Below are 22,472 nucleotides of genomic sequence, written 5' to 3'. Positions count from 1 at the left end.
CAAAACCTGAACGACATCAGGTCGGTGCGGACCCTTTCCGCGCCTGCCAGGCATAGGCGGCGAAGACGCCGAGCAATGTCAGCGCCAGGCCGAACCAGGTCAGGGCGTATTGCAGGTGATTGTCGGGGATGCGGTCGATGAGCTCGCGCACATCCACCCCTGCCGGCGGCCTCATTCCGTCGCCTTCGCGCTCGGCTTCCAGATAGAACGGCGCCGGCGGCAAGCCGAGGGACGCGGCGATCGCCGCGGGGTCGCGCGTGTAGAATTCGCGGATCGCCGGCAGGTCTTCCGGCGTGAAGCTGTTGCGGGTTTCGGGCGCCCGCAGGAAGCCCGTGACCGTGTCCGGCCCGCTCGCCGGGCCGATCTGGCCCATGCGGCTTTCCGGCACGAAGCCGCGATTGACCAGAATGATGCCGCCATCCGCGAGCCTGAAACCCTGGAACACCCAGCGGCCGAAGCCGGAGAGCTGCCGCGAGCCGGGCGGCCCGGCGGCGATCGTGGTGCGGACTCCGGCGATCGGCCCGTCGACATAGGTGCCCTTCGCGGCGACGCGGGAGAGATCGAGCGCCGCTGCATCGAGCTTGGCCCATTCGGCGCTCGGCGGAATCGCGCCGGGCGCTCCGGCGGCTTGTGCCTGCAGGCGCTCGATATAGGCGTGCTTCTCCTGCATGCGCTGGAGTTGCCAGGTTCCGAGCATGCAGAGGATCGCCGTTCCGATGATCGTTAGGACGGTCGGCAGGAGCAGCCCGGGTTTCCGGTCGCTTGCGGTTTGCGCGGTCACTTCGCCCGCCTGCCTTCCTCGGCTTTGTTGGCGTATTGCAGCGCGACTGCCAGCCCCTTCATCGGCCTGAGCAGGGCAAGGCAGATGACCAGTGCCAGCGGCAGCCACATCATGAGGTGCAGCCAGATCGGCGGTTCATAGGCGATCTCGACATAGAGCGCCGCTCCCAGAACAATGAAGCCGGCGATCAGCATGATGAAGACGGCAGGGCCGTCGGCCGAGTCGGCGAATTTATAGTCGAGGCCGCAGGCGCTGCAGCGCGGCTTCAACTTGAGGAAGCCGTCGAACAGCGCCCCCTCGCCGCAGCGTGGACAGCGGCCCGCCAGCCCCGTCGAGTAGGGCGAAGGAGGTGTGGGTTCAGAACCGGCCATCATAGCCTCCGAAGCGCGAAAGGCGGCCTCGCGGCCGCCTTTCGTCAGACGAGAACCGCGAGGGCGCGGTACGGCGCGTGATCAATGCGCGGCGGCTGCGTGCGCGCCGGCGCCCCAGACATAGATCGAGGCGAACAGGAACAGCCAGACCACGTCGACGAAGTGCCAGTACCAGGCGGCGAATTCGAAGCCGAGATGCTGCTGCGGCTTGAAGTGGCCGAGATAGGACCGGTAGAGGCACACGGCCAGGAAGATCGTGCCGATGATGACATGGGCGCCGTGGAAGCCGGTCGCCATGAAGAAGGTGGCGCCGTAGATGTTGCCCTTGAAGGCGAAAGTGGCGTGCGAATACTCGTAAGCCTGGCACAGCGTGAACAGGACGCCGAGGATCACGGTGAGCCACAGGCCCTGCTTCAGGCCGGCGCGATCATTGTTGATCAGCGCATAATGCGCCCAGGTCACCGTGGTGCCCGAGGTCAGCAGGATCAGGGTGTTGAGGAGCGGCAGGTGCCAGGGATCGAAGGTCTCGATGCCCTTCGGGGGCCAGACGCCGCCGGTGAAGTCGTAGCGGAGATAATTGATCGTCTCGCCCGAGAACAGGCTGGCGTCGAAATAGGCCCAGAACCACGCGACGAAGAACATCACCTCGGAGGCGATGAACATGATCATGCCGTAGCGGTGATGGAGCTGGACGACGCGGGTGTGGTGGCCTTCCTTCTCGGCCTCGCGGATCACGTCCATCCACCAGGCGAGCATGGTGTAGAGCACGCCGAGCAGGCCGGCGCCGAACACGAGCGGGCCGATATGCATGCCGCCGACCGGCAGCGCCTTCATCCACATCACGGCGCCGATCGCCATGATCGTCGCGCTCGCGGCGCCGACGAGCGGCCACGGGCTCGGATCGACGAGGTGGTAGTCGTGGTGCTTCGTATGGGCCCCGGCCATCGTATTCAGTCTCCGCGTACGACGTCTTGTCCGCGCATTTGCTCTAGCGCGTTCTACAGTTTCGAATTGCCCGCGTCACCCTTGACGGAGCCAGCCTTGTCCTCGGCGACGGGCTGGCCCGACTTCGAGGCGAAATAGGTATAGGACAATGTGATGGCGTGGACGCCGTCGAGTTCGCGATTCCCAGCGATTTCGGGGTCGATATAGAACACCACCGGTGCCTCGAAGCTCTCGCCGGGCTTCAGCGTATGCTCGGTAAAGCAGAAGCACTGGATTTTGACGAAATAGGCGGCCGCCTTGTCCGGCGCGATATTGTAGGTCGCGATGCCGGTCACAGTGCGGTCCGAGCGATTCGTCATCTTGTAGAACACGGTCTGGGTCGCGCCGACCTGGACTTTGATCTCCGGGCTCTCCGCTTCGAACTTCCAGCCGAGCCCCGGCGCGACATTGGCGTCGAAGCGCACCGACATCGTCCGGTCGAGGATCTTGCCGGCACCGGCCGTGCCGACCTTCGGCGTGCCGCCGAAGCCGGTGACCTTGCAGAACAGATCATAGAGCGGCACCGCCGCGAAGGACGCACCAAGCATGCCGAAAGCGACGCCGACGCAGACCAGTGCGGTGCGCGCCGGGTTGCCCTTGGGTTTCTGCGGGACGGGATTCGCCATCACAGCGGCCGGTTCAGGATGGCGGGGCCGGTCTTCACCAGCGTCACCACGAAGAAGAAGATCACGAGCCCGCCGAGCACCAGCGCGAGCGCGATCGAGCGGCGGCGGCGGCGCGCCATATCCTCGGGCGAGAACGGTGCCGGTGCCGGCTTCTGGGGGTGTTGCTCGCTCATCCGATCACCTTCGGCAGGGCCCACATCAGGCCAAAACCGTTCTCGACGAGCAGCACGGCGAAGAGCAGGAAGAGATAGACGATCGAAAAGCCGAACAGGGACCAGCAGGCCTTGATGGCAGCCTGACCTTCCGTACGGCGCCAGACCTGGATCGCGAGCCAGACCATCGCGAGCCCGGTGGTCACCGAGACGATCAGGTAGATCAGGCCGCCGAAGCCCATCAGCGCCGGCAGCACGGCGACAGGAGCCATGATCAGCGAATAGAGCACGATCTGCCGCCGGGTCGCGGCGGGGCCGGCGACATTCGGCATCATCGGGATGCCCGCCCGCGCGTAATCCTCGGACTTGACCAGCGCCAGCGCCCAGAAATGAGGCGGCGTCCACAGGAAGATGATCGCGAACAGCACCAGCGAGTGCCAGCCGAAATTGCCGGTCACCACGGCCTCGCCGATCATGGGCGGGAAAGCGCCGGCGGCGCCGCCGATGACGATGTTTTGCGGGGTCCAGCGCTTCAGCCACATCGAGTAGACGACGGCATAGAAGAAGATGGTGAAGGCCAGCATGCCGGCTGCGAGCGCATTCGCGATCAGGCCGAGCACCAGCACGGATCCGACCGACAGCGTCAGGCCGAAGGCGAGCGCTTCGGAGGGCTGAATCCGGCCCGCCGGAATCGGGCGCTTGGCCGTGCGGCTCATCAGCGCGTCGATGTCGGCGTCGTACCACATGTTGAGGCAACCCGACGCGCCCGCACCGACTGCAATCGCCAGCAGCGCGGCGAAGCCGAGGACGGGGTGCACGGAGCCCGGGGCTGTCGCCATACCGGTCAGCGCCGTCACCACGACGAGCGACATCACCCGCGGCTTCAGCAGCGCGAAGAAGTCGCGCGCCTCGCCGGTGGAGGTGGTCAGGCCGTCGGTGCGGGTTTCGAACGCAGCAGACATCAGTCGGATCGTCTTCGTACTCTTGTGAACGGCGCCCGTGGGCGCAGGGTGTTCGCGGCTGTTGTGATGCCGCCCGTCTCCGGAACGCCTCGCAAGGCGCTCGGGGGAGGGGCGGCGGCGGACCGTGGGGTCCGCCGCCATTTTGTCTCAGTGGTCCGAGCCGGTGATGCGCGGCAGCGTCTCGAACTGGTGGAAGGGCGGCGGCGAGGACAGCGTCCACTCCAGCGTCGTCGCGCCTTCGCCCCACGGATTGTCGCCGGCGAGCTGCTTGCGGCTGAAGGCGACGACGATGCCGTAGAGCCAGATCAGCAGGCCGAAGGCGAAGATGTAGGAGCCGATCGACGACCAGAAATGCCAGCCCGCGAAGGCATCGGGATAGTCGACATAGTGACGCGGCATGCCGGCGAGGCCGAGGAAGTGCTGCGGGAAGAACAGCAGGTTCGCGCCGATGAAGGCGACCCAGAAGTGCAGGCGGCCGATCCAGTCCGGCATCACATAGCCGCTCATCTTCGGGAACCAGTAGTAGAAGCCCGCGAAGATGCCGAACACGGCGCCGAGCGACAGCACGTAGTGGAAGTGGGCCACGACGTAATAGGTCGCGTGCAGCGAGCGGTCGACGCCGGCATTGGCCAGCACCACGCCGGTGACGCCGCCGACGGTGAACAGGAAGATGAAGCCCATCGCCCAGACCATCGGGGCGGTGAAGCGGATCGAGCCGCCCCACATCGTCGCGATCCAGGAGAAGATCTTGATGCCCGTCGGGACCGCGATGACCATCGTCGCGAATACGAAGTAGCGCTGCGTGTTGAGCGATAGGCCGGCGGTATACATGTGGTGAGCCCACACGATGAAGCCGACCACGCCGATCGCGACCATGGCGTAGGCCATGCCGAGATAGCCGAAGATCGGCTTCTTCGAGAAGGTCGAGATGATGTGGCTGACGATGCCGAAGGCCGGCAGGATCATGATGTAGACTTCGGGGTGACCGAAGAACCAGAACAGGTGCTGGTACAGGATCGGATCGCCGCCGCCGGCCGGATCATAGAAGGTCGTGCCGAAGTTGCGGTCCGTCAGCAGCATGGTGATCGCCCCGGCGAGGACCGGCAGCGAGAGCAGCAGCAGGAAGGCGGTGACCAGCACGCCCCAGGCGAACAGCGGCATCTTGTGCATGGTCATGCCAGGCGCGCGCATGTTCAGGATCGTGGTGATGAAGTTGATCGCGCCGAGGATCGAGGCGGCGCCTGCAAGGTGCAGCGACAGGATGCCGAAATCGACGGAGGGGCCGGGGTGGCCGGCGGTCGAGAACGGCGGATAGACCGTCCAGCCCGTGCCGACGCCATGCGCGCCCGGGGCGCCTTCCATGAACATCGAGATGATCATCAGCACGAAGGCTGCGACGGTGAGCCAGAACGAGATGTTGTTCATGCGCGGGAAGGCCATGTCCGGCGCGCCGATCATCAGCGGCACGAACCAGTTGCCGAAGCCGCCGATGACCGCGGGCATGACCATGAAGAAGATCATGATCAGGCCGTGGCCGGTGACGAACACGTTGTAGCTCTGGCCGTTCGCGAAGATCTGCACGCCGGGATACATCAGCTCGATACGCATCATGATCGAGAGGAAGCCGCCGACGAGGCCCGCGATGATCGAGAAGATCAGGTAGAGCGTGCCGATGTCTTTGTGGTTGGTCGACAGAAGCCACCGGCGCCACCCGGTCGGGTGGTCGTGATGGGCCTCGTCATGGCCGTGAGCGTGCTGAGCCGCTGTTGCCATCGTGTTGTCTCCTCGGCGAATTACTTGGACGCGGCGGCGAGCTTGCTGCCCGCATCCTCGGCATTGGCGAACTTCTGCTTCGCTTCGGCGAGCCAGGCGGCGTAGCGCTCCTGGCTGACGACGCGGAAGGCGATCGGCATGTAGGCGTGGTTCTGGCCGCAGATGAACGAGCACTGGCCGTAATAGATGCCTTCGCGCTCGGCCTTGAACCAGGTTTCGTTCAGGCGGCCGGGGATCGCGTCGATCTTGATGCCGAAGGACGGCACCGTGAACTTGTGGATGACGTCGGCGCCGGTGACCTGGACGCGGACGATTTTGCCGACCGGCACGATCGCTTCGTTGTCGACGGCGAGCAGGCGCGGGGCCTCGGCCTCGGCGATCTTCTTGCTGGCGATCGCCTCGGCGCGCTGCTTCTCGTCCAGCATCAGCGAGTCGAAGCCGAAGGCGCCGTTGTCCTGCGCGTATTCATAGGACCAGTACCACTGCTTGCCGGTGACCTTCAGGGTCAGGTCGGCCTGCGGCACCTCGAGCTGCAGCTTCAGCAGCCGGAAGGAGGGAATCGCGATGACGACGAGAATCAGGACCGGGATCACCGTCCAGCACACTTCGAGCAGGGCGTTGTGCGTGGTCTTGGAGGGGACCGGATTCGCCTTCTCGTTGAAGCGGAAGACGACATAGATCAGCAGCGCCAGCACGAAGAGCGTGACCACGCCGATGATGATGTTCAGCCAGTCATGAAACCAGTGGATGAACTCGGCGACGGGGGTCGCTGCGCCCTGCAGGTTCATCTGCCAGGGGGAAGGCATGCCGGTGCCGGCGACGGCCGGGACGGTCGCCAGCGCGGCGACGGCAAGGGCCGTGACGGCCGCGGTTGCAAAGGTCCTGCTCAGAAATCGCATCGATCCGACATGCTCCTCAATCGACCTGCATGGGAACCGACCGGCTTTGCCCCACGCACGAAGGGGCGACCGCGAAGGTCGCCTCGTTCTTCGGCATTGCGATAAATCAAAGATCACGCTTGCGCCAGTGGGGCAATGACACGGTCCATCATCATCTGTGCGGCATAATCGCGCGAGGCCTTGACGGAACCGCGCCCGCACCCGCGTGCACGCCTTGACAGGGCCGGGTCTGCATGGTCCCAACGCATTTTATGTGAGTAGCGGCGGGATTCTCTGGCGCGGTCGGCGTTTTGCCTGAATCTTGCGCTTCTTCTGCGGTTTCTGGACGGGTTTCGAAGGATGGCAGGGATGAAGAGGATCATCGGGGCGGCAGGCGCCTTGGCGCTGGCGCTCATGGGGACGAGCCTCTACGCCGGCTCCGCGCTCGCGCAGGGTGCGGTGCGTTCCACACATGGCGATTGGCAGATGCGCTGCGAGGTGCCGCCCGGCGCCAAGGCGGAGCAATGCGCGCTGGTCCAGAACGTCGCGGCCGAGGATCGGCCGAATCTGACGCTCCTCGTCATCGTGCTGAAGACCGCCGATCAGAAGAGCCGGCTCCTGCGTGTCGTCGCGCCGCTCGGCGTGCTGCTGCCGTCGGGCCTCGGCCTCAAGATCGACGACAAGGACATCGGGCGCGCCGGTTTCGTGCGCTGCCTGACGACTGGTTGCGTCGCCGAGGTCGTCATGGACGACAACCTGCTTGGCCAGCTCAAGGGCGGCAAGAGCGCGACATTCATTGTATTCCAGACGCCGGAGGAGGGGGTGGGCGTGCCCGTCTCGCTCAACGGCTTCGGCCCCGGCGTGGAGGCGCTGCCTTGATCGACCAGACTTTGACTGCGGGCCGCTGGCTCGCCCTGCCGCTGCTTTGCCTGGGCCTCGCCGGGTGCGGCTCCTCCTCATCGTCGTCAGGCGGCAGCACGGCGCTCAACATGCTGATGTTCCAGTCCACGAAGCCGCCGGTGCCTGACCAGCTGCCGAAGGAAGAGGACCGGAATGACACTGTCTGCCCGGAGGTGATCATCGCCGATGGCGGCGCCGCCATCCGCGCCCAGGCCGGCCAGGACAGCAGCGGTCTGCGCTACCAGGTTTCGATCACGAATGTCGCGCGCGAATGCACGCCGACTGGCAATGGCGGCTTCCGTCTCAAGGTCGGTGTCGAGGGCCGTGTGCTCCTTGGCCCGGCGGGGAGCCCGGGCAGCTACGGCGCGACCTTGGGCACGACGGTGACGCGCGGCACGACGACGGTTGCGCGCCGCAGCTCGCGCGTCGGCGGCACGATCCCGTCGGGCCAGAGCGGTGTCGATTTCTCCTTCGTCGAGGACGGCATCGTCGTGCCGGCCGGCAAGGGCGATGTCGAGATCATCGTCGGTCTGGGCCAGGGCGGCGCTGCCGCTCCGGCGCGCCATCGCCGCCGCTAAAGGCCGATTTGCCGTGAAAGAAGGCGCCGCCCGGATTGACTGGGCCGGTGCCTCCTGTATCTCTGCCCTAGCCGCATATCCCCGCGGAAGAGACCGGGCCTGATCCGTCAGGGCCGGCGCCGAAGGCGCAACCGCCCCGGAAACGCTCAGGCAAAAGGACCGCTGGGGACTTGGCGCTCTGGAAAGCGGTGGACAGCGATGTCCGCCCACCGACGGGTGTAACTCGTCCGGCCTGACGGCTGGCGGGGAAATCTCTCAGGTCCCAAGACAGAGGGGGCGCGTTCCGGACGATTCCGTCCGGAGCCTGCGCTCGATTCTGGGAGGGGCATGCCATGGCTGCCGAGGCTCTTGAGGCCACAACCGACACCGCCAGCGCGCCCGCGCCGCTGAAGACGCCGCTTCATTCCCGCCATGTCGCGCTCGGCGCCCGCATGGTGCCCTTCGCCGGCTACGACATGCCGGTGCAGTATCCGTCGGGCATCCTGACCGAGCACAACTGGACACGCGAGAAGGCCGGGCTCTTCGACGTCTCGCATATGGGCCAGGCTTTCCTGATCGGGCCTGACCACGAGACGACGGCGAAGGCGCTGGAAGCGCTGATTCCCGCCGATATCGTCAATCTCGCTCCCGGCAAGCAGCGCTATTCGCAGCTCCTCAACGATGACGGCGGCATCCTTGACGATCTGATGGTGACGCGCTCGATCGATCCCGATGAGGACGGCGCGCTTTATCTGGTCGTCAACGCCGCCTGCAAGGACGCTGACTACGCCCATATCGAGGCGCGCCTGCCGGCCAATGTGAAGCTGGTCCGCGCCGAACATCGCGGCCTGATCGCGCTTCAAGGCCCGGGCGCGGAAGCCGCGCTCGCGAAAATCGCGCCGGAAGCCGCCGAGATGGGCTTCATGACCTCGCGCACCATGAAGGTCGCCGGCATAAAGGCCAATGTCAGCCGCTCCGGCTATACCGGTGAGGATGGCTACGAGATCTCCGCCGCCGCGACCAAGATCGGCGAGATCTGGGACACGCTGCTGCTCGACGCCAGCGTCAAGCCGATCGGCTTGGGCGCCCGCGATTCGCTGCGGCTTGAAGCCGGCTTGTGCCTCTATGGCCACGACATCGACACCACGACGTCCCCGATCGAGGCCGCGCTGAACTGGTCGATCCAGAAGCGCCGTCGCGAGGAGGGCGGCTTCCCCGGCGCCGCGCGCATCCAGCGCGAGCTGGCTGAGGGCGTCTCGCGCATCCGCGTCGGCCTCAAGCCGGAAGGTCGTGCCCCGGCTCGCGAGGGCACGGAGATCGCGACGCCGGAAGGCGACGTGATTGGCACTGTGACCTCGGGCGGCTTCGGCCCGACGCTGAACGGCCCCTGCGCCATGGGCTACGTCGCCAAGGCCCATTCCGCGCCGGGCACCAAGCTCAATCTCATCGTGCGCGGCAAGCCGCTGCCGGCGGTGGTGGCACCGATGCCTTTCGTGCCGAACGGCTACAAGCGCTGACCTGATTTTCGATTTTTCGCCAGGAGGAAACCATGGCCGAGACCCGCTACAGCAAGGACCACGAATATATCCGCATCGACGGCGATGTCGGCACCGTCGGCATCTCCGACTACGCCCAGTCGCAGCTCGGCGACGTCGTCTTCGTCGAGCTCCCGGCCCTGGGCAAGGCGCTGGCCAAGGGCGGCGAGGCCGCGGTGGTCGAGAGCGTCAAGGCCGCTTCCGAGGTCTATGCCCCGGTTTCCGGTGAGGTTGTCGAGGTCAATGCCGAGCTCGAAGCGGCGCCGGGCGCTGTCAACGAGGACCCGGCCGGCAAGGGCTGGTTCCTCAAGATCAGGATCAAGGACGCGGCCGAGCTCGACGGGCTGATGAACGAGGCCGAGTACCAGAACTACGTCAAGACGCTCTGAGTACGAGCGCCACGTCATTCTCGGGCAGCGCGAAGCGGCGACCCGAGAACCTCGTGACGAGAATCTCGTGACGAGAAGATGCTGGTTGAAGAGATGCTCGGGTCAAGCCCGAGCATGACGTCGTTGAAAACCGCGCAGAGCACAATAGGAACCCCCATGCGCTATCTCCCGCTCACCGATACCGACCGCGAGGACATGCTCGCGCGGATCGGCGTCTCCAATATCGACGCGCTGTTCAGCGACGTGCCGGCCGGCAAGCTGCTGAAGGGCCCGGTCGATCTGCCCCGCGCCAAGGGTGAGCTCGAGGTCGAGCGCGTCCTCGGCAAGATGGCCGGCAAGAACACCGCCGCCTCGGCCGTGCCTTTCTTCGTCGGTGCCGGTGCCTATAAGCACCATGTGCCGGCGACGGTGGATCACCTGATCCAGCGCTCGGAATTCCTGACCAGCTACACGCCCTACCAGCCCGAGATCGCGCAGGGCACGCTGCAATATCTCTTCGAGTTCCAGACCCAGGTCGCTGCGCTGACCGGCATGGAGGTTGCCAACGCCTCGATGTATGACGGCTCGACCGGCACCGGCGAGGCCGTGCTGATGGCGCATCGCGTCACCAAGCGCCGCAAGGCCGTGCTCTCCGGCGGCCTGCACCCGCACTACACGGCGGTGGTCGAGACTCTCTCCGAGATGGCCAATGACGAGGTCGTGGTGCTCAAGCCCGACGTCTCGGCCAATGAGGACATACTCTCTCAGATCGACGACAGCGTCTCCTGCGTCGTCGTCCAGTCGCCGGACGTGTTCGGCAATCTGCGCGACCTCAAGCCGATCGCCGAGAAGGCCCATGCCCATGGCGCGCTGCTGATCGCGGTCTTCACCGAGGTCGTCTCGCTCGGCGCGGTCGTGCCCCCGGGCGCGCAGGATGCCGACATCGTCGTCGGTGAGGGCCAGTCGATCGGCAATGCGCTGAATTTCGGCGGTCCCTATGTCGGCCTCTTCGCTGCCAAGTCGAAATATATCCGCCAGATGCCGGGCCGGCTCTGCGGCGAGACGGTCGATTCGACCGGCCAGCGCGGTTTCGTGCTGACGCTCTCGACCCGCGAGCAGCATATCCGCAGGGACAAGGCGACCTCTAACATCTGCACCAATTCCGGCCTCTGCGTGCTGGCCTTCACCATCCACATGACGCTGCTGGGCCAGACCGGTCTCGCCCGTCTCGCCGAAGTCAACCACGCCAATGCGGTGAAGCTCGCCGACCTGCTGGCGGGTGTGGAGGGCGTCACCGTGCTCAACGAGAGCTTCTTCAACGAGTTCACGGTGAAGCTGAAGAAGCCGGCCGCCGAGGTCGTCGAGGTTCTGGCTGCCAAGGGCATCCTGGCTGGCGTCCCCGTCTCGCGCCTTCTGCCCGGAGCCGGGCTGGACGACCTGCTGATCATCGCCTCGACCGAGGTGAATACCGATGAAGACCGGGCGGCCCTCGTGGCGGCGCTCGTGGAGGTGCTGTGATGCTGAACCGTCAGGGACGTCCCACCCAGGCCGGCGAGGCCTCGCACCAAGAGCACCTTACCTTCACCGGCAACAAGGCTCTCCAGCAGATCGAGCCGCTGATCTTCGAGATCGGCCATCATGAGGCGACCGGCGTCGACATCGACAAGCCGGCCCCGTTCAAGTCGCGGCTCGGCAAGCATGCCCGCCAGGGCGAGATCGGCCTTCCCGGCCTCTCCGAGCCCGAGACGATGCGCCACTTTGTGCGTCTCAGCCAGAAGAACTACGGTATCGACACCGGGCTCTTCCCGCTCGGCTCCTGCACGATGAAGCACAATGCCCGCCTCAACGAGAAGGTGGCGCGGCTGCCGGGCTTCTCCGACGTGCATCCGCTGCAGCCGCTCTCGACCGTGCCCGGCGCACTCGAGCTGATGCTTGAACTTTCCCGCTACCTGATGACGCTGACCGGCATGCCGGCGGTGGCGCTCTCGCCCAAGGCGGGCGCCCATGGCGAGGCCTGCGGCATGATGGCGATCAAGGCCGCGATCGCGGCGAAGGGCGAGGGCGCGACCCGCAATGTCGTGCTCGTCCCCGAATCGGCCCATGGCACCAACCCGGCGACTGCGGCCCTGATCGGCTTCTCGGTGAAGGCGGTTCCGGCGCGTCCCGACGGCACCGTCGCGGTCGAGGATGTGAAAGCCCTGCTCGGGCCGGACATTGCCGCGATCATGCTGACCAACCCGAACACCTGCGGTATCTTCGAGCCTGAGATCGTCGAGATCGCTGCGGCGATGCATGAGGCCGGCGCCTATTTCTACTGCGACGGTGCCAACTTCAACGCGATCGTCGGCAAGGCCCGTCCCGGCGATCTCGGCGTCGACGCCATGCACATCAACCTGCACAAGACCTTCTCGACGCCTCATGGCGGCGGCGGTCCCGGCGCAGGCCCGGTCGTGCTCTCCGAGCGTCTGGCGCCCTTCGCGCCCGTGCCCTTCATCCATGTCGAGAACAACAAGCCGCATCTGATCGAGACGCGCGGGGAAGCGCCCGCCGGCAACAAGCCATTCGGCCGGATGACCGCGTTCCACGGCCAGATGGGCATGTATGTCCGCGCGCTCGCCTATATGCTCAGCCACGGCTCGGACGGCATGCGCCAGGCTTCCGAGGATGCGGTGCTGAACGCGAACTACATCCGCGCCGGCCTCGCCGATTTGATGTCGCTGCCCTTCCCGGACCACCCGTCGATGCATGAGGTGCTGTTCGACGATGAGTGGCTGAAGGGTTCGGGCGTTTCGACCCTCGATTTCGCCAAGGCGATGATCGACGAGGGCTACCACCCGATGACGGTCTATTTCCCGCTCGTCGTGCACGGCGCCATGCTGATCGAGCCGACCGAGTCGGAATCGAAGGCTGCGCTCGATCTCTTCATCGCCACACTGCGCGATCTCGCCATGGCGGCCAAGGGCAACGACAAGGAGCGCTTCACCAGCGCACCGCATCACGCTCCGATCCGCCGCCTCGACGAGACCCGCGCCGCCCGCCAGCCCGTGCTGAAATGGGAGAAGCCGGCGCCGGTCAAGGAAGCCGCCGAGTAGGCGCTTCATCCGTCCTGACGATATTCGTCAGCATGGTGAAGGGCGCTGCTCGCTTCTTAAGCCTTCCTTGACTATGTCGCGGAATGATCCCCCGGTGCCGCTCTGTGCGGCCCGGGGGTTTTCATGTCTATGCGTCCCTCCATCCTCGCTGCGGCGGCCGCGCTTCTGCTGGCCTCGACGGCGATCGTGCGTGCGAACGAGCCGAGCTACGGCCCGAACACCTATGACCGCACGCTCGAGGCGTTGATTGCCCATGAGGATGTCGCCAATCGCGGCGGCTGGCCCAAAGTGCCCGGCAGCGCCAGCACCCTGAAGCCGGATTCGCAAGGTGCCGATGTCGTCGCGCTGAAGCAGCGCCTGCTCGCCAGCGGCGATCTCGCGCCCGAGGCCGTGGCGGGCGACACCTACGATGCCAACGTGACCGAGGCCGTGAAGCGCTTCCAGCGCCGCCACGGCCTGTCGGATCTCGGGACGGTCGGGCGCCTCACGCTCAAGGCGATGAACACGCCTGTCGAGGCGCGCCTGAACCAACTCACCGCGACGCTGGAGCGGCTCAAGGGCAACGGCTTCAACTTCGCCAGCCGCTATGTCGTGGTGAACATCCCCGGCGCCAGCGTCGAGGCGGTCGAGAACGGTACGGTCGCCCAGCGCCATCTCGCCATCGTCGGCCGCCCGGACCGGCCTTCGCCGGTTATTCAGGCCAACATCACCTCGGTCAACCTGAACCCGTACTGGACGGTGCCGATGTCGATCGTGAAGGCCGACGTCATCCCGCATATGCGCAAGGATCCGGGCTTCATCGCCAAGTCGAACATGAAACTGCTCGGAGCCGAGAACAAGGAAATCGACCCGAAGAGCGTCAACTGGGCGGCCCTGACCAATCCCTATTTCTACGTGCGTCAGGAGCCCGGGCCGACCAATTCGCTCGGCCAGCTCAAGATAGACATGCCGAATGGCGACGCTGTCTACATGCATGACACGCCGAAGAAGACGCTGTTCCGCAACGACGTACGCTTCAACTCCTCCGGCTGCGCCCGCATCGAGGGTGTGCGCGATCTCGCCGCCTGGCTGCTGGAAGGCTCGGAATGGACCCGGCAGGGGATCGAGGACGAGATCGCCAAGGGCGAGCGCAAGAACATCCCGCTCAAGAAGTCGGTGCCGGTCGCCTGGGTCTATCTGACCGGCTGGCAGGGGGCGGACGGGCAGGTCCAGTTCCGCGACGACATCTATGGGCTCGACACGCCGCAGGGCATCGTCACCTCGACGATTCAGCCACGCAAGCCGAAGCCGAAGGTGGCGTCAGAGCCGCCGGCGCGGCCGGCGGTGGCGCCCGTGACGGCGGCGCGCAACGCCCCGGCTCCGGCGGCGACCGCGAGCAACTGAAAGGCGGCACCTGCCGTCATTCTTCGGCGAAGCGAAGGAGAAGACCCGAGAATCTCGGGCCGGAACAGGCGCGAGAGCCTCCTTCGGCATGAGATGCTCGGGGCAAGCGCGAGCACGACGCTCGATCTTCGTTGATCCCTGAACGAAAAACGCCGCGCTCCTCGGGAGCGCGGCGTCAGATCTTATCCAATCAACCGAAGCTCAGTTGAGCTTGGCCTTGACCTCGTTGAGTCCAGCAGCGAAGGCGGCGTCACTGGCCTTGCCGGCCATCTGGCCGCGCAGGATGGTCTCGGCCGCCTTGGTGGCAGCCTCCGCAGCCGCGGCGCGAACCTCGGCCTCGGCCTGGCTCTCGGCCTGTGCGATTTTCTCCTCCGCGGACTTCGTGCGGCGGGCGACGAAATCGGCGAGCTTGGCCTCGGCTTCCGCTGCGAGGCGCTTGGCCTCTTCATTGGCGGAAGAGACGATCTCGGCGGCCTCGGCCTCGGCGGCTTTGCGCTTCGCGTCGTACTCGGCGAGCAGCTTCTCGGCCTCCTGACGCAGGCGGCGGGCTTCCGCCAGCTCCTGCGCGACCTTCTCGCCGCGCGCGTCGAGTGCCTTCACGATCATGCCCGGCACGCCGAACTTGACGAGAATGGCGAGGAAGATGACGAGCGCGACGCCGACCCAGAAAGTATCCATCTGATCTCTCCTCAGCCGCGCGTCAGGGCCTGGTCGACAGCCGCCGACGCCTCGCTGGCGCTGGGAGCCTGACCGGTGAGCTTGGTGACGATGGCGACAGCGATGTCGCCGCCGAGATCGCGCACATTGCTCATGGCATTGACCTTGGTCTTGGCGATGGTTGCCTCGGCCTGGGCAAGCTTGGCAGCAAGCTCCGCCTCGGTAGCGTGGCGCTGGGCCTCGCTAGCCTTCGCGCCCGTCTCGCGCGCCGTCTGGGCGATGCCCTGGGCGTTCTTGCGAGCTTCGCCGAGAGCCTTTTCATAGGCCTGCGCCATGTCCTCGGCCTTGGCCTGCATCTGGGTGGCCTGGTCGAGATCGCGGCCGATCGTCTCGGCGCGCTCTTCCAGGATGGAGCCGAGGCGCGGCAGCGCGACCTTGGACATCAGCCAGTAGAGAGCCGCGAAGGTGATGGCGAGCCAGAACAGGTTGCTCGCGAAGTGAGCCGGGTCGAAGGGCGGGAAAGACGCCTTCTCGCCGCTCAGGCCGTGTTGCTGCTCGGCAGCCTGCGCCGCGCCAGCCAGCAGAGTGGCGAACGAGGCGACAGCCACCGGCCATCCTTGTCCGACGAACCCTGAAGATCGAACCGGCATGGGGTGCCTTTCAGCGCAGAGAAAAGGAAGCGCCGCGCACGTGGCCGAAGCAGGGCCGGCGCGCGCGACGGGAACGCGATCGACGTGAAGCGTCAGACCACGAAGAGCAGGACGAGCGCGACGACGAACGCGAAGATGCCCAGACCTTCGGCGAGCGCCGCGCCGATGAAGGCGCGCGGGAACTGGCCGTCAGCAGCCGACGGGTTGCGCAGGGCGCCCGAGAGGAAGTTGCCGAAGATGGTGCCGACGCCGATGGCGGCGAGGCCCATGCCGAGCGAAGCGAGACCAGCGCCGATGAACTTGGCTGCAACAGGATCCATGATGTTTCTCCAGTGTGGAAGGCTAAAGGGCGGGTTGAACTTTTGCGAGCGCGGCTTGGGCTCAGTGGCCGGGATGCAGCGCGTCGTTGAGATAGACGCAGGTCAGGATCGCGAAGACATAGGCCTGCAGGGCCGCGACCAGAACCTCGAGCGCGGTGAGGGCCACCGCCAGCAGCAGCGGCAGCGGCGCGATGGCGTAGTTCAGCGCGGCGCCAGAGCCCAGCAGCACGACGACGAAGCCGCCGAAGACCTTGAGCGCGATGTGGCCGGCGAGCATGTTGCCGAACAGACGAAGCGAGAGCGAAACCGGCCGCGACAGGAAGGAGACCGCCTCGATCAGCACCATGAAGGGCAGCAGCCAGCCGGGCACGCCCGACGGCACGAAGAGGCCGAAGAAATGCGTGCCATGCTTCACGACGCCGTAGATCACCACGATGCTGATGACGAGCAGCGCCAGGGCGGCGGTGACGATGATCTGGCTGGTGACGGTGAAGGAGCCGGGCAGCAGGCCGAGCAGGTTGCTCGCCAGCACGAAGGTGAACAGCGAGAACACGAAGGGGAAGAACTTCAGCCCCTCCTTGCCCATGACGCCGGTCATGGTCGAGGCGACGAACTCATACATCATCTCGGCGAGTGATTGCAGCCGGCCGGGAACGACCGCACGCTGGCTCGAGCCGTAGATCATGATCGCGGAGACGACGGCGAGCACGATCACCATCCACAGCGAGGTGTTGGTGAAGGACAGGTCGAGGCCAAACGGCTTCAGCTCCACGATCGGGTTGATGTGGAATTGGTGGATCGGATCGATTCCGCCGCCAGCCGCCATGGTTCTGTCCCTCGTCGCGCGGCTTTGCGGGCCGCCTCTTCGGTCAATCTTTCTTCGGATCGCCGTTCGACCGTGAGGTCGGGCGCGAACCGAGCCGATAGACGGATCTGAAGCCCGCGATGGTTCCGATCGCCATGAAGGCAATCAGCAGGAACGGGGACGTTCCAAGCCACCGGTCGCCGAGGTACCCGATCAGGGCGCCCGCGATGATGCCGCCTGCGAGATCCGTCGCGGCGCGAAAGCCTGAGGACATCGCGCCCGCGAGGGCCTTGTCCTCTCCAGCCGGGCTCGCGCCCGGCTTTTCGTTCTCTTCCGCCCGTTTGATCGCGGACTTCAGGGAACCCAGTCTTGCGCGCAACTCCGAGTCTGAGGCGTTTGGGTCGGGTTCGGACATGGTCTTGGCCTCCGTCTTGACCGCGTTTACGCCGCGATCCAGCGAAAAACCACTATAACCACGACCAAACCCGCGCATCGAGCCGTCGTCAGCACGGCCTCCTTTATTGACAGCCCCCGGCGCTGTCAAGGCACGTGGATAACACCTAACATATTGGAATATTTAGAAATTCGGGCTAAGTGCGACATTTTTGCCGCAATGCGGTGCCGATTGTGGCATTTTTTCAGCCGGGAGAACGGCGCCCTCAGCCGGCGTCGCGGATGCGCTCTGCGGTGGCCAGATCGACCGAAACCATCTGGCTGACGCCGCGCTCGGCCATGGTCACGCCGAAGAGCCGCTCCATCCGCGCCATGGTGATCGGGTTGTGGGTGATGAGGATGAAGCGCGTTTCAGTGTTTCGCGCCATGTCGGCGAGCAGATCGCAGTAGCGTTCGACATTGGCGTCATCGAGCGGTGCGTCGACCTCGTCGAGCACGCAGATCGGCGAGGGGTTGGTCAGGAACACCGCGAAGATCAGCGCGGTTGCCGTCAGCGCCTGCTCGCCGCCGGAGAGCAGCGTCATCACCTGCGGCTTCTTGCCGGGGGGGCGGGCGAAGATCTCGAGCCCGGCATCGAGCGGATCCTCCGAATCCACCAGCTTGAGCTCCGCCTCGCCGCCGCCGAACAGCACGCCGAAGAGCCGCTGGAAGTGGCTGTTGACGATCTCGAAGGCGGCAAGCAGCCGCTCGCGCCCCTCGCGGTTCAGCGCTCCGATCGCTTGCCTCAGCCGGCGGATCGCCTCGGTCAGGTCGTCGCGCTCTCCGGAAAGTCCCTCGCGCTTGGCCTTCACCTCGGTCAATTCATCCTCGGCCCGCAGATTGACGGCGCCAAGTCGCTCGCGTTCGCCCTTGAGGTTGGCGAGCCGTCGCTCGACCGTTTCCGGCTCCGGCAGCGCGTCGCCAGGCTTGATTCCGGCGATGGCCTGCAGGCCGTCGAGGCCGGTTTCCAGCCCGTCTTCGATCTGGCGGGTGATGTCGGCGACGCGCTGGCGGGCGGCTTCGAGCCTTGCTTCCGCCGAGGCGCGGCGCTCGCGCGCGCCGGACAGCCCTTCGAGGGCGATGCGCGCCTGCCGGTCGGCCTCCGCCAGCGCGGTTTCGCCGGAGGCAAGCCGGTCGGCTGCCTCGCGGCGAGCACCTTCCGCCTGCTCGATCTCGGCGAGGAGGCGGCGCCGCTCGGTCAGGAAGGTGTCGGGCGCTTCCAGCAACGTCCTCTGCTCGGTGCTGGCGACGTCGATCCGGTGCCGTGTCTCTTCGGCGCTCTGGAGGCTGGCTGCCGCGCGCTCCTTCCAGGCTTTGACGTCGGCGGCGATCGCGGCGCGGCGCCGCATCCGCAATTCGGCTTCCCGGGCCAGGGTCTGGACCCGGGCGCGGGCGTCGGAGGCGGCGGCGCGGGCCTCGCCCAGCACCACCCGCGCCTTGAGCAGCGTGTTTTCCAGCGCGGCGGAGGCGGGCAGGGCGGCAAGCCCTGCTTCTTGCACCGCCACTTGCTGAGAGGCCTCGGACACGGCCTGGCCGAGCCGCTTGATCGCTTCGGCCAGGGTTGAACGCTTGACCAGGGTCTCGGCCGCCTTGCGCTCGGCGACCGCAAGCTGCTCGCGCGCCTGATCGACGCTCCGGCGCGCCAGCCGCGAGACCTCGATCGCGGCGGTTTCCGCCTGCGCAGCCGCGCGCGCCTCGGCGCCGACGGCGTCCAGAACCCGGCGGGCGGTCTCCGCCGCCTCGCGCGCGGCCTTCGCCTCACGCTCAAGATCGACGAGGCGATTCTTCTCGGAAAGCCGTCTGGCGGCGGGGGAGGGAGCATCGGCTGCGCTGGCGAAGCCGTCCCAACGCCAGAGATCGCCTTCGCGCGAGACCAGGATCTGGCCCTGCTTCAGCTCTCGCCGGAGGGCGTCCCCCAATTGGCGCGCGACGACGCCGATCTGCGCGAGCCGCCGCCTCAGGGCGGCGGGGGCCTGGACATGAGCAAGCAGCGATTCGGCTCCTGTCGGCAGGTCAGGGTCGCCGCTTCCTGCTCCGGTATCGTCCCAATGTGCCGGGGCGGCCGCTTCGGTCGAGGCGTCGAGATCGTCGCCGAGCGCGGCACCCAGCGCGACCTCGTAGCCCTTGGCGACGCTGACGGCTTCGAGGATCGCCGGCCAGCGATAGCCCGCTGCCGGGGCAAGCAGCTTGCGCAGTGTGCCGATCTCGGTGTCGAGCCGCTGGGCTCTGCGGTCGGCCTCGGCAAGCGGACCGCGCAGCGCCGCTTCGCGCTCGCGTGCTGCCGCGACAGCTTCGCGTGCCGCCCCGACATCGGATTCCGCTCTCTTGGCCGCCTTCTCAGCCGTCGCAAGAGCTTCGCGCAGCCTGTCGAGCAACGTCTTCGCATCGGACGCATCGAGCGCTTCGAGGTCGCGGCGCAGCTTGTCGCGCTCGCCGCCGGCGCGGACCTGCCGCTCGCGCGCTTCGCGCAAGGAACGCTCCAGCGCATCGCGTCTGGCGGCGAGATCGGACAAAGCTGCCTGCGCGCTGGCCTGCTCGGCCTCAGCCGCTGCGAGGGCTGCTTCGGCCTCGCGCTGCGCTGCCGTCGCGGCCTCGGCGCCCGATCCGGCGCCATCGCCCTCGCGGGCGAGTGCGGCATCCTCCTCCGACAGCCGCGCGAGGCTCTCGGCGGCATCGCGGCCGATATTTTCCTGCCTTGCGAGATCGGCCTGCAGTTCCGCAAGACGGCGCCCGAGATCTTCGGTTCGCTGTCGCGATCGGCGATTCTCGGCTTCGAGTTCGTCGAGGCCGCGCTTCAGCCGAACCAGCGCCGCTGCGGCAGTCGCCTCGCCCTCGCGCAATGCCGGCATCGCATTGGCTGTGATGGCCTGCCGCTTGGCGGCCTCGGCCTGAATGCCGGTCTGGTCGGCGACGCCTCGCACCGCCTCTTCGAGCACATGCGATGCCTGCGCTTCCTGGGCGCGGGCATCGTGCAGCGCGATCAGCGCCAGGATCGCCTCGGCGCGTCGGATGTCGCCTGCAAGGCTGCGGTAGCGCCCGGCCTGCCGCGCCTGCCGCTGCAGGGCGTCGATCTGCCCGTCGATCTCGCCGAGCACGTCCTCCAGCCGGGTCAGGTTCTCTTCGGCGCCGCGCAGCCTGAGCTCGGCCTCATGGCGGCGACTGTGCAGGCCGGCGATGCCGGCGGCATCTTCCAGGATGCGCCGGCGCGATTGCGGCTTGGCGGAGATGATCTCGCTGATCTGCCCTTGCCGCACGAGGGCCGGGGAGCGCGCGCCGGTCGCGGCATCGGCGAAGAGGAGCTGCACGTCCTTGGCCCGCACCTCCTTGCCGTTGATGCGGTAGGTCGAGCCTTCCTCGCGCTCGATCCGGCGGGTGACTTCGAGGACTTCGGCCTCGTTGAAGGCGGCCGGAGCCTTGCGGTCACTGTTGTCGAGGGTGAGCGAAACTTCGGCCATGTTGCGGGCCGGGCGCTCGTTCGAGCCGCCGAAGATGACGTCGTCCATCCCCGAGCCGCGCATGTTCTTGAACGAGCTTTCGCCCATCACCCAGCGCAGGGCTTCGACGAGGTTGGACTTGCCGCAGCCATTCGGCCCGACGATGCCGGTCAGCCCCGGCTCGATCAGGAACTCGGTCGGCTCGACGAAAGTCTTGAAGCCGGCGAGCTTGAGGCGCGTCAGGTGCATGGTGCCACCGCGCCGGCCTGAAAAGCCTCAGCCCTCATCCTTCGAGACGCTGCTGCGCGGCTCCTCAGGAAGAGGGCTGAGATGACTGCCTCGCGCTGGGAGCGCAAGCGGATGGGAGGCCCCTCAGTTGGCGAGGAGCGGCTCCAGGATCTTGTCGAACTCGGCGATCGAGAGCGCACCGGAACGCTTCTGCCCGTTGATGAAAAAGGTCGGCGTCGAATCCACGCCAGCCTTGGCCCCGCCATCCTTCACGACTGTGACGGCGTCATAGATATCCTGCCGTTTCAAGCAGGCCTCGAAGGATTCCTGTGTGAAACCGGCCTGCTTGACCAGCGTGGCCAGCGCGTCCACCGGCTTCTCGGTGAAGGCCCAGTTGCGTTGCTGCGCGAAGAGCAGGTCCGTCATCGGGTAGAACTTGTCGTTCCCGTTGCAGCGCGCGAGCATGAAGCCGGCCGTCGCCAGCGGGTCGAGCGGGAACTCGCGCAGCGTGAAGCGCACCTTGCCGGTGTCGATGTATTTCTTCTTCAGCTCCGGCCAGGTCGTCTCGTGGAAATGCGCGCAGTGCGAGCAGGTCATCGAGGCGTATTCGACGATCGTGACCTTGGCGTCGGGGGAGCCCAGCCAGACATCGCCGAGCGGGCCGGCATCGGGAAGCTTGGTCTGTGCCCGCACGGCGTTAACGCCGGCGAGCGCGGCGGCCGCGATACCGGCTGCGCCGGTCAGGAGCTGTCGCCTGTTCGTCATCGTGAGCAATCCCCGAAAGGTCCAAAAGCGGTTGCGGAGCTTGAGTATTTTCAAGCGAAGCGGACACCCGTTCGCTTGAAGCAAATGCGATGAATCGCTCTATAGAGGCCAGCGCGATTGTGGCAAGAGCACATCGTGCCGCTGCGCGCATTGCTCACGAAGCCGTGTCATGGTCTCGCGTTTTCGCACTGAGTGCGACGGCCCGGCCGAGCCGCGCCAGCGCTTCGCGCAAGCCCTCGTCAGCGACGCAGGCGACCTGCTCGTCGATCCGCGCCGCTGCTTCCTCGTTGAGCTTCGGCGCCGGTTTGGGCGCCACGGGCCGGGCGACCGGCCCCTGCTTGAGCACGAGCTTGCCGACGGCGCGCCAGCCGAGATGGGTGTTGACCCGCTCGATCACCAAGGGGCCGAGCTGCTGCATCTCCAGCGCGAAAGCGCCTTCGACGCGCACGACCATCGTTGCCGGCTCGGTCGCCTCGCCAGGGGCGGGCCGGCGCCGCGGCCAGTCGATCTTGAGCGGGCGCGAGCGCGCCGCCAGCCTCTCGCCGACGATCTCAGGCCAGAGCGAAACGACGGCACGCCCCGCGAAGCCCTGCGCGGCGAGCGCGGGCGCGATGCAGTCGTCGATCAGCTCTGCGAGGTGCTTTGCGGCCATGGCTCAGTTTGCGCGAGCGGGCGGCGGCCTGGCAAGTCGATTGCGCGGCGCGGGGCATCATCATGTCCGAACGCGTGGCCATTTCTGCCTCACCGGGTTGAAACTGACAGTTGAAATTAACTCGCCTACAGCATTTCAGCGCTAAATGCCGCAATGGCAGGTCCGGC

Annotated in this window: 23 protein-coding genes and 1 riboswitch; of the genes, 7 read left to right on the top strand and 16 right to left on the bottom strand. The window is 66.5% G+C overall.

Annotation, left to right across the window (positions count from 1 at the left end; all coding sequences use genetic code 11):
- Positions 1-16: 16 nt before the first annotated feature.
- The 8 genes from AC1DE3_RS21985 to coxB form a co-directional block, all read right to left on the bottom strand.
- Positions 17-781, bottom strand: coding sequence for an SURF1 family protein (locus tag AC1DE3_RS21985; RefSeq protein ID WP_441510900.1), 765 nt, complete (start codon positions 779-781; stop codon positions 17-19).
- Positions 778-1,152, bottom strand: coding sequence for a DUF983 domain-containing protein (locus tag AC1DE3_RS21980; protein WP_441510901.1), 375 nt, complete (start codon positions 1,150-1,152; stop codon positions 778-780). Before AC1DE3_RS21980 ends, AC1DE3_RS21985 begins: the two co-directional genes overlap by 4 nt.
- An 81-nt stretch (positions 1,153-1,233) precedes the next feature.
- Entirely contained in the window at positions 1,234-2,097 is an 864-nt protein-coding gene (locus AC1DE3_RS21975; protein ID WP_441510902.1) for a cytochrome c oxidase subunit 3, read from the bottom strand.
- A 53-nt stretch (positions 2,098-2,150) separates the two neighbouring features.
- Positions 2,151-2,762 (bottom strand): cytochrome c oxidase assembly protein, encoded by a 612-nt coding sequence (locus tag AC1DE3_RS21970; protein WP_441510903.1) that lies wholly within the window; start codon positions 2,760-2,762, stop codon positions 2,151-2,153.
- On the bottom strand, positions 2,762-2,935 hold the full coding sequence (locus tag AC1DE3_RS21965) for a hypothetical protein (protein WP_441510904.1): 174 nt from the start codon (positions 2,933-2,935) through the stop codon (positions 2,762-2,764). Before AC1DE3_RS21965 ends, AC1DE3_RS21970 begins: the two co-directional genes overlap by 1 nt.
- On the bottom strand, positions 2,932-3,876 hold the full coding sequence (locus tag AC1DE3_RS21960) for a heme o synthase (RefSeq protein WP_441510905.1): 945 nt from the start codon (positions 3,874-3,876) through the stop codon (positions 2,932-2,934). Before AC1DE3_RS21960 ends, AC1DE3_RS21965 begins: the two co-directional genes overlap by 4 nt.
- A 147-nt stretch (positions 3,877-4,023) precedes the next feature.
- On the bottom strand, positions 4,024-5,649 hold the full coding sequence (gene ctaD / locus AC1DE3_RS21955) for a cytochrome c oxidase subunit I (protein ID WP_441510906.1): 1,626 nt from the start codon (positions 5,647-5,649) through the stop codon (positions 4,024-4,026).
- Positions 5,650-5,669: 20 nt separating this feature from the next.
- Positions 5,670-6,548 carry a cytochrome c oxidase subunit II gene (coxB, locus tag AC1DE3_RS21950; protein WP_441510907.1) on the bottom strand — a complete coding sequence of 293 codons (879 nt, stop codon included), beginning with the start codon at positions 6,546-6,548 and terminating at the stop codon, positions 5,670-5,672.
- Between the two features lie 339 nt (positions 6,549-6,887).
- Between coxB and AC1DE3_RS21945 the strand changes: the two genes are divergently transcribed.
- The 7 genes from AC1DE3_RS21945 (at position 6,888) to AC1DE3_RS21915 (ending at position 14,362) form a co-directional block, all read left to right on the top strand.
- Positions 6,888-7,406 carry an invasion associated locus B family protein gene (locus AC1DE3_RS21945; RefSeq protein WP_441510908.1) on the top strand — a complete coding sequence of 173 codons (519 nt, stop codon included), beginning with the start codon at positions 6,888-6,890 and terminating at the stop codon, positions 7,404-7,406.
- Positions 7,403-8,005 (top strand): hypothetical protein, encoded by a 603-nt coding sequence (locus tag AC1DE3_RS21940; protein ID WP_441510909.1) that lies wholly within the window; start codon positions 7,403-7,405, stop codon positions 8,003-8,005. The genes AC1DE3_RS21945 and AC1DE3_RS21940 overlap by 4 nt, the downstream gene beginning before the upstream one ends.
- Before the next feature lie 74 nt (positions 8,006-8,079).
- Positions 8,080-8,177: riboswitch (glycine riboswitch) on the top strand.
- Between the two features lie 160 nt (positions 8,178-8,337).
- Entirely contained in the window at positions 8,338-9,501 is a 1,164-nt protein-coding gene (gene gcvT, locus AC1DE3_RS21935) for a glycine cleavage system aminomethyltransferase GcvT (RefSeq protein ID WP_441510910.1), read from the top strand.
- A gap of 32 nt (positions 9,502-9,533) precedes the next feature.
- Entirely contained in the window at positions 9,534-9,908 is a 375-nt protein-coding gene (gcvH, locus tag AC1DE3_RS21930) for a glycine cleavage system protein GcvH (protein WP_441510911.1), read from the top strand.
- Positions 9,909-10,064: 156 nt separating this feature from the next.
- Entirely contained in the window at positions 10,065-11,405 is a 1,341-nt protein-coding gene (gene gcvPA / locus AC1DE3_RS21925) for an aminomethyl-transferring glycine dehydrogenase subunit GcvPA (RefSeq protein WP_441510912.1), read from the top strand.
- A complete protein-coding gene (gcvPB, locus tag AC1DE3_RS21920; RefSeq protein WP_441510913.1) occupies positions 11,405-12,979 on the top strand; it encodes an aminomethyl-transferring glycine dehydrogenase subunit GcvPB in 1,575 nt (524 codons plus the stop codon). Before gcvPA ends, gcvPB begins: the two co-directional genes overlap by 1 nt.
- 123 nt (positions 12,980-13,102) lie before the next feature.
- The gene (locus tag AC1DE3_RS21915; protein ID WP_441510914.1) at positions 13,103-14,362 is read left to right on the top strand and encodes a L,D-transpeptidase family protein; all 1,260 of its coding nucleotides are present in this window, start codon (positions 13,103-13,105) and stop codon (positions 14,360-14,362) included.
- 201 nt (positions 14,363-14,563) lie between these two features.
- On the opposite strand, the gene AC1DE3_RS21910 is transcribed toward AC1DE3_RS21915, so the two are convergent.
- From AC1DE3_RS21910 to AC1DE3_RS21875, 8 genes are all read right to left on the bottom strand, one after another.
- Positions 14,564-15,040, bottom strand: a complete 477-nt coding sequence (locus tag AC1DE3_RS21910; protein WP_441510915.1) for a F0F1 ATP synthase subunit B family protein — start codon at positions 15,038-15,040, stop codon at positions 14,564-14,566.
- A gap of 11 nt (positions 15,041-15,051) precedes the next feature.
- Positions 15,052-15,627: a F0F1 ATP synthase subunit B family protein gene (locus AC1DE3_RS21905; protein WP_441510916.1), complete on the bottom strand. Its 576-nt coding sequence runs from the start codon at positions 15,625-15,627 to the stop codon at positions 15,052-15,054.
- A gap of 134 nt (positions 15,628-15,761) precedes the next feature.
- Positions 15,762-15,989, bottom strand: coding sequence for a F0F1 ATP synthase subunit C (locus tag AC1DE3_RS21900; RefSeq protein WP_038360954.1), 228 nt, complete (start codon positions 15,987-15,989; stop codon positions 15,762-15,764).
- 61 nt (positions 15,990-16,050) lie between these two features.
- Positions 16,051-16,815 carry a F0F1 ATP synthase subunit A gene (locus AC1DE3_RS21895; protein ID WP_441510917.1) on the bottom strand — a complete coding sequence of 255 codons (765 nt, stop codon included), beginning with the start codon at positions 16,813-16,815 and terminating at the stop codon, positions 16,051-16,053.
- 43 nt (positions 16,816-16,858) lie between these two features.
- Complete coding sequence (locus AC1DE3_RS21890; RefSeq protein WP_441510918.1) at positions 16,859-17,209, bottom strand: AtpZ/AtpI family protein; 351 nt, start codon at positions 17,207-17,209, stop codon at positions 16,859-16,861.
- Positions 17,210-17,453: 244 nt separating this feature from the next.
- Positions 17,454-20,909 (bottom strand): chromosome segregation SMC family protein, encoded by a 3,456-nt coding sequence (locus AC1DE3_RS21885; protein ID WP_476852785.1) that lies wholly within the window; start codon positions 20,907-20,909, stop codon positions 17,454-17,456.
- A 123-nt stretch (positions 20,910-21,032) separates the two neighbouring features.
- On the bottom strand, positions 21,033-21,653 hold the full coding sequence (locus AC1DE3_RS21880) for a DsbA family protein (protein WP_441510920.1): 621 nt from the start codon (positions 21,651-21,653) through the stop codon (positions 21,033-21,035).
- 154 nt (positions 21,654-21,807) lie between these two features.
- Positions 21,808-22,305, bottom strand: a complete 498-nt coding sequence (locus AC1DE3_RS21875) for a DUF721 domain-containing protein (protein ID WP_441510921.1) — start codon at positions 22,303-22,305, stop codon at positions 21,808-21,810.
- Positions 22,306-22,472: the final 167 nt, after the last annotated feature.

It is taken from the genome of Allobosea sp. 10L417 (assembly GCF_056395485.1).
The sequence above is the reverse complement of the archived record's forward strand: the minus strand, read 5'-3'. Positions and strand labels throughout refer to the sequence as shown.